We start from the raw sequence: 9,157 nt of genomic DNA, 5'->3' as shown, positions 1-9,157 counted from the left end.
AATATTCCTTATTTGAATTTTCCCAATCGACGCGCATTTAAACGGCGTTTCTTTTGGCTTAAACGATTTGGTTTAGATTTATATTTATTTGGCTGATTTAAGCGCATAACTTGAGATAAAGCATTTAAGCTATTGGTCGCTCGATCCATCCCATCTGCAAATACTGCACTCATACCTAAAAATGCTGTAATAGCACCTAATAAACCACGACGATTCATTCGCATATTTACCACCAATAAGAAAAGAAAAACCCCAACATAAGTCGAGGTTGTATAGTTTGTTTGATGGAAGGGGGCTTTAATTAAATTGCATAAGTTTCAGTCTCAACCTTATCCCATAAGTCTATAATTTGATCGCGATGATCAATTGGTTTAGAGCCTTCAATAAGGTAAAAGATTTTTGTTGTTCCAAGAAGATTGATCTTAGTTTTCTTGTAAAGCTTTCGATTTAAAGAAATTCCTTTACTTTTTTCACCAAAATCAGTGATTTCATTTTTATGCAATTCTTCAAGTGGAACATTTTGTCCATTCCAATTTCCACCAATAAAATATGTCATATAAAACCTTACTTAAAGTAAATAATAGAGGCTTCATAATGAACAACAATCAACAAAAAAACAATAGAATTATAGCACTAACATATTGATTTTTAATACTATTGTATTATTTTAAAACCACAACCCTATGAATTACCTGTTCTTTTTTTGCGAAAAAATATTAAAAATAAAACCCCGCCAATAATGCATATTGAGCGGGGCATTATGTGCCGTAATACGTTCGGCAAATTTTAATCATCTTTACCGCATTTACGGCATTCTTGTGTATAGCCATGTTCATGATCGTAATCAAACTCATAAGCATGGAGGCAGAATAGTTTACGGAGGAATTGGAGCACTTTGTTCTCCTTACAAAAAAAAGCCCACATCCAGTAGTAGTTGGGTCTGGGCTTATAAACTAAGGACCTTGGAAGGTCAGAAACTACAGCTAGTTTCTAATAACAATTTTCTATACTAACCGACAAACCCACATTGGCAAAATATACCAAATAACAAAATAATGCTAAATAAATCAAATTATTAGTTATTCTTAATCTATTGTTTAGAATAAATAATAATCATGATCAATGACAGAGCTTTTGTTGTTAAATATCTGGTGCGCCATACAGGACTTGAACCTGTGACCATCCGCTTAGAAGGCGGATGCTCTATCCAGCTGAGCTAATGGCGCATAAAAAAGGATGTGGTGATCTGCCACACCCTGCCTTAGATTACGATATTAATCAGCTCGGCAACCGATCTACCGCTACTCAACACGACTCACATTTCAAAGTTAGCTATTGAATTTGCTTTTATGTCTTTCGTTCTTTTTGAGTTTTGGGAGTCACCCCCAATGGCTCTGTGGCTAACTCAGTGCTTGACGAAGTCACACTGGATTCAAACCAATTTATACGGCTGGTTTCCGCATCTCACCGTTTGCGCTTATAGCTGAACAATGCACAGCGTCACAAATCAAAATCGCCCTTAGGGTGGCGCACTACCCTTACGCATATACTGGCATGACTACTCTCCAAATAAATCACTTGTGCATGTCACAAGCACCTTTATAAATTTCAGACAATAAAAAAGCCCTGCATTTCTGCAAGGCTCCAACCGTTTTCATTTGCGCTGAATTGGTTATGTTGTTTTTTAATAGCAACAGATAATTTATACCACTTTTTAAACAAAAATAAAGCTTCTGGTAAAAAAATACCCATCTCATGGGAAGACGGGTATATAAACTTTGAATTCTAAAAAGCCCACCTTTCGATGAGCTTCTTACTGTGCAACTTACATACTTCGTGCACGATAACTGAAATATGCCATATCCTGTCCGGACATGCAAGTTATTCAAGTCGCAATCTTTTATCATGCCCATTCATGTAGAACTTACCTGCAAAAACCATATTATCTATTGATGTTTTTCCCAAGCAAAATTCATTCGCCATTTGACGCAACGACATCCCTCGCACACTCTTCTCAATGAATAACAACACAGCCATTTTTGCCGATGTACAAATCAATCTTGAATTACGCATTTCAAAGATCATTTTTCGCACCTCCTCAGCTTCAAAGTCATCAATCATGCAAATCAACTGATCCTTTCGAAGTACCACCCCTTTGTTATTCTCGCAAATCAACCAGTAAATCTGACTCACCCCCAAATCATCTGGCGCATTTCCTGACTTCATGCGACAGGTCTGAATGTATGCACCGTACTGTTTTAACCACTCTTCAACTGTAAATACTGACCAATCCATCACTTGTATTTTAGCTACTGCATTCATCCCTATACCCCTTAAATCAAACTCAAATCTAAAATAGTCATTGTTCCCCAGTGAACCGCACCAGTATCAATCCAGTAGCAGTTATCACGCTTGCACGGCCTCTGAGTAACCGTATGCCCCATGATTACCGCATCAACTCCTGAAACATGGGTGTATTGTTGGTTTTCTTCATCCAGTCGGTCACGACCCCATATCGCCAAATCAACTGGATCTCTACCATCTATTTTTTTAGAAAAAGGGTTGGCGAGAACCTGCTTAAATTCATCCCAATTATTTTGTTCAATATGCCCATGCACAAAGCCGAACTTTCTACCATTGTGGTTAACCTCAAGAGCAATCGGTAATGCAGAAAATCTTTTGGCAATTTGGTATTGATCCTCAACGCTCAGTTCATAAAACCACTCTCCACCATTTGATATGTGGCAGCGCTTAGAAGGAACATCGCATCTCCCCCAAATACATAAATCCTCATGATTCCCACGCACTGATGTGAACCAAGGCTGTGATAGCAATTCAATGCATTCGATATTCTGAGTACCGCGATCCACTAGATCACCTACCGCAACCAGTAGATCCTTTTCAAAATCAAATCCAATAGTGCCCAAACGATTCATAAGCAAGTTATAGCAACCATGAATGTCACCAACCGCATAAAGCTTGCCTGTTATCTCTTTATCCCAAACTTTTACTAATGCCATCCCAATCACCCTATTCTCTTTAAAATTTCTTCAAGTGCTAAACCGCTTTTTACTTGTTCAGTGCTGTACCGATACACCTGATAACCCAGTGCTGTAGCTGAGTTATATTTTTCCATATCCCCTAAATACCCTTTACCCCGCGTATGCCGACCACCACTCCAAATCCCACCTTCAACCTCAATCAAAATACCCATTCCAATTAAATGAAAATCAGCTCTCCACTTCCGATCTGCATTAAATTGAAACTCCTGTTCAAACTTGATCTTGTGTGCCCTTAAGTGCTGAGATAAAACAGCCTCACCTTCACTCACCACACGTTCTTTCTTGACCGATGCAGGACGCTTGGCCCTGCGCTTCGGTTTGTTGATTTTTTTATATTCAGCGAGTGAGATTGATGTCATTTACCACTCACCTACCTGCCGAATTACTGTTGTAATGGCTTTTAGTGTCATTTCTATATCTAAGGGATCTCGTAAAAGATCGGCAATCATTGAAACTTTAGACTTGTACTTCTCAGCCGTTTTTTCAGCAACTTTCTGCTTGCGATCAATTTCTGTATTGAATGCAATTAATTCATTGTGCTCTTGCTTGAGCTGGATATAACACTGCTCCATGTTATTGAGCTGGGCTTTTAATTCCTTAATCTTGGCTTCCTGATCCTTAAGAATCATCAAAGGAAATTGCCAGCGATACATGGTTGAATTTCGCTTGTTATGCTCTTGTAGGCACTCGTCATACATACGACCAAACCAAAGCTTGTCTTCAGGTGCATGCTCGTTGTAAAAATCACAACAAAACTGAATGTACTTTTCTTTTAATTCACTCATCGCTCAATCACTCCAGTCAAAGGGCTAATGTGGTTGCCAATGTCGGTGCAGTGGTCAGCCTCCACACTTTTAACTTTCTGAATTTCATTATTGAACATTGTTAAAAAATCAAATGAACCACCACTCGCCACAACAAAGTCTTGATGAACTTCTTTTACTGTGTAAATTGTCATATCAACAGCACATGTGTATTGCACTTGATCACCAACCACCAACCCCAATTTTTCGATTAAGTTCATGCATTCACCCCAAATAGTTGTTTTGCTTTACCTGTTAGGTAATAACGCTTTGCTTCACCAAGCTTTGAGCGACCTGTATATAAAAGATCAGCCTGAACCATACTGTTTAGATAGCGCTGAACACTACGGATATTTACTGACTGCATGACTTGTTGCTGAACTTCAGATGCGGTAGCAACACCTGTATTTCTAATCGCAAGTAACACATCAATTCCGACTGATAAAACTCGTGCCTTTCCACCTGTATTTCTGCGCATATCGACCTGATTTTGATCTTTCATAACCACCCCAATGCAAAGTTATTATTTTCAGAATTACCCATCACCGCACACAAGAAAATCAAAGCAAGTAGACAGATAAGTAGGATTGATTTGTTTTTCATACTAAATCCTCCATCACTGCACCAAATTCACCAATCAAGGCAATTTGCTGTTCACACCATGCTTTACGGAATGCAATCTCATCCGCCTTTAATTCACTATTGTTGTGGTCGAAAGTTATAGCCCAACACGAGCCATGTTTTAGAAGAAGAATCACGCATGTATTCAATTCAGGACTAAGCACCGCATTGCTGAATTGTGATAAGTGTTCGAGTCTGGTCATGCCGCACCACCTAAACCTTGCAATTGATCAATCGCACTACTATCAAGATTAGAAAACTGGCAGTACTTCAATTGCGAATGCATATACGATGTGCCGCTTTCACCATGTCGGTTTTTGCCTAAAATGGCCTCAGCAATTCCTTGGTACTTAGATTCTTTGTTGTAAATCTCATCCCGGTACAAAAATAGAATTTGATCTGCATCTTGTTCAATCGCACCTGATTCACGCAGATCTGACAACACAGGGCGTTTGTTAGGACGTTTCTCAAGTTCACGATTTAACTGAGACAGCAACACCACAACACAATCAAACTCTTTGGCCATCGCTTTGAGTTCACCAGTGAAATATGCAATCTTCAAATCTTCACGAGCAAATGACTTGGTGGTCTTCATGATCTGAAGGTAATCAATAAATACAGCGCCCACAGAACCATACTGGTGCTTCACCTTGCGGATCGACTCACGAATGTTTGCAATTGATGGACGCGATGTGTCATTGATCTGCATGCGCACGTTTTTAAGCATGGCCACTGCTTGCGTGTAGGCTGTAAATTCCTCTTGTGGCAATGTATGTGGTGCATTGCGTACCTTGCTGATATCTGCTGGCCCTGCCGCGCAGCACATACGCATTGCAATCTGCTCCTTAGGCATCTCCCCCGACATGATCAACACTGGTTTTTGCTGAAATATCGCAACATTACTGGCAATCACTTGAAGCATCGTGGTTTTACCCATCGCTGGTCGTGCAGCAATCACCATCAAGCAGCCTGGTTCAACATCGCCTAATTTTTTATCTAAATCATAGATCCCTGTCTGAATGCCTTTGATCATGGTTTTACCCTGAGTCAACGCAGTCATTTTTTCGTGCATTTCAACAAACGTATTTGTAGCTGCATCATGAATATGAAACAGTGATTCACTCGCTTGCTCAGTGTTGATTTCAGCAAACATACTTTGTGCTTCTTGAACAAGATCACCACGGCTGACAGTTAAGTTTTGAGCTTTGAAAATAATCTTTTGCGCTTCAGCTTCAACTTTTCGGCATGTCGCAAAATCTTTTAGTTTTTCAGCATAAGAAATCAGGTTGTAAAAACTTGATGGAGCATCTTGAAGAACTTGCATCAAGTACTGCTCTCCACCTGCCTGTTCACTCATGCCGTGCGCAGCAAGGTGGTTGTTTACCAAAACTGCGTCATAGGGTGTGTTCTTAGCATCAAGCTCCACCACGGCCTTAAAAATCGCTTTGTGGCGTGTTGAGTAAAAATCATCTTCAGTGAGGAGATTTTCAACATGGCTGTAAGATTCAGCAACGGTCATCAACGCAGCAAGTACGGATTGTTCAATCTGCAAATTATGAATTTTGGTATCAAACATTGCTGCCTCCTAAAAATCCTTTTGGTTTTGAAGGAAGGTTGATCAGTGACGGGTTTTGTTGTTCAGTTTGGACTGGTTGTGGATTTTCAAGTTGATCTAATTCGGCGTTGGTTTCTTGCCAATTCCATGCAGCCTTGAAAGTTTCCCAACCACGAACAACAATAATTTGAAATGCGCGCTCATTCGAAATACACGCTTGCTTCGCTTGACCAAAAACTAGCTTCAGAACATTTTCCGTAATTGGTTTTTTCTTCTTGTTTCGAAGATTTGTGTATTCAGAAATGGTTTGCTCAGATACTCCATTTTTGATGAGAATTTCTTTTGCCGAGAACTTTTGAGTTTTTGATGGTGCGACTGCACTAATACTCTCTGTTGTATTCTCTGTAGTATTCTCTGTATTAGATGGGCTGATCTGCGCATCTAGTTGTCCTGATTTGCGCATCAAGTTGTCCTGATCTGCGCAACTAGAATGTACGATCTGCGCATCTGGTTGTCCTGATTTGCGCAACTGTGATGGTGTAAGGGTTTCAGAGTATTCAATTAGCGCTTTATACAGATTTTCACGCTCAACCCTGAAAAAAACCTTGCATGGAACACCTTTCTTTCGTTCAGAGATGAAACCTAGATTTTTTAGTATTTTTCTAGCTGTTTCTTGCTCTTTTCGAGTAAGACCGGTTTCCATGGTCCAATCAGAATGAGTCTTAAAAATCCACCCATCGTTGTCCTTGGTTCGTGATGTCCAATACACCAATTGTGACAGCATGAGTGCGCCATTAATGCCACACCCAATGAAAACATAATGCTTGTTGAATGCAATTGGCTGTTCGTTCATAGCTTCAATTAACTTGATCATGGGAATGGTTGTATTCACGCTGCACTCTCCAATTTGTGAAAATGCCTATTCAGAACTGCAACAAAATCTACCTTCACCGAACGAGCATAACTGTCGGCAACTTGTGAATTAATTTGCGAGGATTTGCGATATTCAGAGCGTTTAATTTCAAGTAATTGAGCAAGTGTTGGTTTCATGCTTGCACCTCTTGAAAATTTGACGGTTTTTGTGCTAAATTACTTTCCATTCATGGGTTCCATATTTGTGAATATCTAAAAGCCTGATTCTCTAGATCAGGCTTTTTCTTTGATGGTGCTTTTAATTTGCTTAGTCATTGAGCTTAAAGTGCGCTGCATGTCGTAAATTGCACCCAAGATATTGTTTAGGTTTTTGGGGCAAGTTCCATCTGTTCGGGCTTTTCTAATCAACTCGCACACATCACCCTTCTTTGCACCTACTTCTAAGAGCATCTCGAACATATCGAGTTCTTTTTTCTCTAGGCATTCAGGAAGTTGAATACACACCTTGCTGTGCATTTCTGCTTGTGCATGCAGCATTCGATAATCGTTCGTGAATGACATAAGCGTGTTGGCTTCATCTAAGCGCAAATGGTGTGTCTGGTTGTTCTGATTAACCTTGTTGCTTAGCATGTGAGAGCTCATCCCTAAGCGTGGAGCCAAGGAAGATGCTCCACCTGGATAGTCATGCACTGTGTTATATGCAGCATCTGCTAAATTCATGTTAAATCCTTATTTCATTAACGTTTCTTTAAAACATTGACCGAGTGATAATTGGTTAAGCGGATAAGGCTTGGTGCCGGATGTAATTAAAATCAGCATCAGGACAAAGCAAATCGCAACTTACTAAGCTGTTGCTCTCTTTATCGATCTTTATTGCGAGTGATGCGCTGCATTTACTGTTGCCATACATAATTTGATTCAAGTAGCCAACCGTTGTTGAGCACCGTTTAGCAAAAGCGTCTTTATCCTGAGCAGAAAGGCCTGTAAGAAAAGATTTAAGTTCGCTCGTATTGCTAGAAGACATGCTGAATCTCCTGATTAGTAATATTTAGTAAATACTAATTTTAACTACTAAATAAGTCAACCAGTATTTAGCAATTACGAATTTACTTTTTACTAAAAACTATATGAAATACTAAATATGGATAAAATTGCTTTAAGACGCACAAATTTGCGCACAGCTATAAACGCTGTTATTGAATCGAAAGGATTTAAATCCGATGTTGCTTTTTGTGAGCACTACGATTTAAACCCAAGCCACATATCTCAACTGTTAAATGGGCATGGGAGTTTTGGGGAAAGAGCTGCTCGGAATTTAGAAAAAAAGGTTGGCTGGGAAGAAGGCTTATTAGATAAAACATCTTTATCACCCAGCAACAATGAAGGTAAGACTACATCACCATCAAATAATGGAGGTATTAGAATTGCCCCGATTGAATTCAGGAGTAGTGAATCAAAACCTACAAATGTAAGAATTCCTGTTCATAAGGATATACGTGCATCATGTGGCACTGGTATTGAAAACTTCCTAGAGGATGTTAGTGAATACCTAGATATTGATCCGTACATTCTTAAGGTAATGGGCGTTCAAACCAAGCCTGAAAATTTACGCATCATTTATTCTGATGAGTACAGTATGTGGCCCACTGTGGCTCCCAATAGCCCTTTATTTATTGATGTGTCGGATAAAGACCCCGATGCCATTAAAAACGGAAATGTGTACGTTTTCACACACAATCATGAATTAAGAATGAAGCGTATTTTTGTTAGCTATGCAGGAAATAAGACTGTAAGACTCTCAAGTGACAACCCCGATAAGGTTAGATACCCAGATGAATTTATTACAGCTGATCAGCTCAATGAAATTAATTTTGTTGGGCGCTTGGAGTTAGCTTTGGTAAAGCCGTAAATACGATAAAAACTCTTAAAAAAGGAAAACATAATGATTGCAACACTTAATAAATCAAAAACCGCACTAACGATTAATCGTCAAGAATTTAAATTGGCATTAGATAAAATTGGCGCAGGAATTGATAAACAAATAGCATCGCTTAAAAAAGCCAAGCAAAGCTATGACGCTGCGGAAATGGCACGCGAGGTCATTAGTGAAGCAAATATCTTTGAAGCTATTATTGAGGGCTTTAACGAAGCAGAAGGTACTAATTTAAAGCTGACCGACATAACCAACCTTGAAGTGGCACAAGGATGGTTGGATGAATTTGTAGAAAAGTATTCCGATTAAA

The 9,157-nt window shown here is 39.4% G+C and carries 16 protein-coding genes and 1 tRNA gene; 2 read left to right on the top strand and 15 right to left on the bottom strand.

Going from position 1 to position 9,157, the window contains the following annotated elements; genetic code table 11:
* Positions 1–8: 8 nt before the first annotated feature.
* From BLV99_RS12615 to BLV99_RS12550, 15 genes are all read right to left on the bottom strand, one after another.
* Positions 9–224, bottom strand: coding sequence for a hypothetical protein (locus BLV99_RS12615; RefSeq protein WP_244516317.1), 216 nt, complete (start codon positions 222–224; stop codon positions 9–11).
* A gap of 77 nt (positions 225–301) precedes the next feature.
* On the bottom strand, positions 302–556 hold the full coding sequence (locus BLV99_RS12610; protein WP_092691222.1) for a hypothetical protein: 255 nt from the start codon (positions 554–556) through the stop codon (positions 302–304).
* Between the two features lie 593 nt (positions 557–1,149).
* Positions 1,150–1,226, bottom strand: a tRNA-Arg gene (locus BLV99_RS12605).
* A 655-nt stretch (positions 1,227–1,881) separates the two neighbouring features.
* Positions 1,882–2,322 (bottom strand): hypothetical protein, encoded by a 441-nt coding sequence (locus tag BLV99_RS12600; RefSeq protein WP_092691219.1) that lies wholly within the window; start codon positions 2,320–2,322, stop codon positions 1,882–1,884.
* A gap of 11 nt (positions 2,323–2,333) precedes the next feature.
* The gene (locus BLV99_RS12595) at positions 2,334–3,020 is read right to left on the bottom strand and encodes a metallophosphoesterase (RefSeq protein ID WP_092691320.1); all 687 of its coding nucleotides are present in this window, start codon (positions 3,018–3,020) and stop codon (positions 2,334–2,336) included.
* Between the two features lie 5 nt (positions 3,021–3,025).
* Positions 3,026–3,421, bottom strand: coding sequence for a PDDEXK family nuclease (locus BLV99_RS12590; protein ID WP_092691216.1), 396 nt, complete (start codon positions 3,419–3,421; stop codon positions 3,026–3,028).
* Positions 3,422–3,847, bottom strand: coding sequence for a hypothetical protein (locus BLV99_RS18495; RefSeq protein WP_244516316.1), 426 nt, complete (start codon positions 3,845–3,847; stop codon positions 3,422–3,424). It abuts the gene before it with no gap.
* Complete coding sequence (locus tag BLV99_RS12580) at positions 3,844–4,086, bottom strand: hypothetical protein (RefSeq protein ID WP_092691214.1); 243 nt, start codon at positions 4,084–4,086, stop codon at positions 3,844–3,846. Before BLV99_RS12580 ends, BLV99_RS18495 begins: the two co-directional genes overlap by 4 nt.
* Entirely contained in the window at positions 4,083–4,367 is a 285-nt protein-coding gene (locus BLV99_RS12575) for a hypothetical protein (RefSeq protein WP_227574730.1), read from the bottom strand. Before BLV99_RS12575 ends, BLV99_RS12580 begins: the two co-directional genes overlap by 4 nt.
* A gap of 97 nt (positions 4,368–4,464) precedes the next feature.
* A complete protein-coding gene (locus tag BLV99_RS12570; protein WP_092691211.1) occupies positions 4,465–4,689 on the bottom strand; it encodes a hypothetical protein in 225 nt (74 codons plus the stop codon).
* The gene (locus BLV99_RS12565; RefSeq protein WP_092691209.1) at positions 4,686–6,062 is read right to left on the bottom strand and encodes a replicative DNA helicase; all 1,377 of its coding nucleotides are present in this window, start codon (positions 6,060–6,062) and stop codon (positions 4,686–4,688) included. Before BLV99_RS12565 ends, BLV99_RS12570 begins: the two co-directional genes overlap by 4 nt.
* Positions 6,055–6,933 carry a DNA-binding protein gene (locus BLV99_RS12560; RefSeq protein ID WP_092691207.1) on the bottom strand — a complete coding sequence of 293 codons (879 nt, stop codon included), beginning with the start codon at positions 6,931–6,933 and terminating at the stop codon, positions 6,055–6,057. The genes BLV99_RS12565 and BLV99_RS12560 overlap by 8 nt, the downstream gene beginning before the upstream one ends.
* Positions 6,930–7,091, bottom strand: coding sequence for a hypothetical protein (locus BLV99_RS18250; protein ID WP_167356331.1), 162 nt, complete (start codon positions 7,089–7,091; stop codon positions 6,930–6,932). Before BLV99_RS18250 ends, BLV99_RS12560 begins: the two co-directional genes overlap by 4 nt.
* Positions 7,092–7,187: 96 nt before the next feature.
* Entirely contained in the window at positions 7,188–7,634 is a 447-nt protein-coding gene (locus BLV99_RS12555; protein ID WP_092691204.1) for a phage regulatory CII family protein, read from the bottom strand.
* A 55-nt stretch (positions 7,635–7,689) separates the two neighbouring features.
* Positions 7,690–7,938: a helix-turn-helix domain-containing protein gene (locus tag BLV99_RS12550; protein WP_092691202.1), complete on the bottom strand. Its 249-nt coding sequence runs from the start codon at positions 7,936–7,938 to the stop codon at positions 7,690–7,692.
* Between the two features lie 117 nt (positions 7,939–8,055).
* Here BLV99_RS12550 and BLV99_RS12545 point away from each other — a divergent pair, with 117 nt between their 5' ends.
* Entirely contained in the window at positions 8,056–8,823 is a 768-nt protein-coding gene (locus tag BLV99_RS12545; RefSeq protein ID WP_092691199.1) for a S24 family peptidase, read from the top strand.
* A gap of 33 nt (positions 8,824–8,856) precedes the next feature.
* On the top strand, positions 8,857–9,156 hold the full coding sequence (locus BLV99_RS12540) for a hypothetical protein (RefSeq protein ID WP_092691197.1): 300 nt from the start codon (positions 8,857–8,859) through the stop codon (positions 9,154–9,156).
* Position 9,157: the final 1 nt, after the last annotated feature.

Origin of the sequence: Acinetobacter kyonggiensis (assembly GCF_900107285.1) — a bacterium.
GTDB lineage: Bacteria > Pseudomonadota > Gammaproteobacteria > Pseudomonadales > Moraxellaceae > Acinetobacter > Acinetobacter kyonggiensis.
This window is presented reverse-complemented; position numbering and strand designations above follow the sequence as displayed.

What these genes read in the sequence shown, in the direction of transcription:
- BLV99_RS18250 (WP_167356331.1), bottom strand. Translation starts at nt 7,091, where the DNA reads ATGAAACCAACACTTGCTCAATTACTTGAAATTAAACGCTCTGAATAT.
- BLV99_RS12555 (WP_092691204.1), bottom strand. Translation starts at nt 7,634, where the DNA reads ATGAATTTAGCAGATGCTGCATATAACACAGTGCATGACTATCCAGGT.
- BLV99_RS12600 (WP_092691219.1), bottom strand. Translation starts at nt 2,322, where the DNA reads ATGAATGCAGTAGCTAAAATACAAGTGATGGATTGGTCAGTATTTACA.
- BLV99_RS18495 (WP_244516316.1), bottom strand. Translation starts at nt 3,847, where the DNA reads ATGAGTGAATTAAAAGAAAAGTACATTCAGTTTTGTTGTGATTTTTAC.
- BLV99_RS12580 (WP_092691214.1), bottom strand. Translation starts at nt 4,086, where the DNA reads ATGAACTTAATCGAAAAATTGGGGTTGGTGGTTGGTGATCAAGTGCAA.
- BLV99_RS12540 (WP_092691197.1), top strand. Translation starts at nt 8,857, where the DNA reads ATGATTGCAACACTTAATAAATCAAAAACCGCACTAACGATTAATCGT.
- BLV99_RS12615 (WP_244516317.1), bottom strand. Translation starts at nt 224, where the DNA reads ATGCGAATGAATCGTCGTGGTTTATTAGGTGCTATTACAGCATTTTTA.
- BLV99_RS12550 (WP_092691202.1), bottom strand. Translation starts at nt 7,938, where the DNA reads ATGTCTTCTAGCAATACGAGCGAACTTAAATCTTTTCTTACAGGCCTT.
- BLV99_RS12595 (WP_092691320.1), bottom strand. Translation starts at nt 3,020, where the DNA reads ATGGCATTAGTAAAAGTTTGGGATAAAGAGATAACAGGCAAGCTTTAT.
- BLV99_RS12610 (WP_092691222.1), bottom strand. Translation starts at nt 556, where the DNA reads ATGACATATTTTATTGGTGGAAATTGGAATGGACAAAATGTTCCACTT.
- BLV99_RS12590 (WP_092691216.1), bottom strand. Translation starts at nt 3,421, where the DNA reads ATGACATCAATCTCACTCGCTGAATATAAAAAAATCAACAAACCGAAG.
- BLV99_RS12570 (WP_092691211.1), bottom strand. Translation starts at nt 4,689, where the DNA reads ATGACCAGACTCGAACACTTATCACAATTCAGCAATGCGGTGCTTAGT.
- BLV99_RS12565 (WP_092691209.1), bottom strand. Translation starts at nt 6,062, where the DNA reads ATGTTTGATACCAAAATTCATAATTTGCAGATTGAACAATCCGTACTT.
- BLV99_RS12575 (WP_227574730.1), bottom strand. Translation starts at nt 4,367, where the DNA reads ATGAAAGATCAAAATCAGGTCGATATGCGCAGAAATACAGGTGGAAAG.
- BLV99_RS12545 (WP_092691199.1), top strand. Translation starts at nt 8,056, where the DNA reads ATGGATAAAATTGCTTTAAGACGCACAAATTTGCGCACAGCTATAAAC.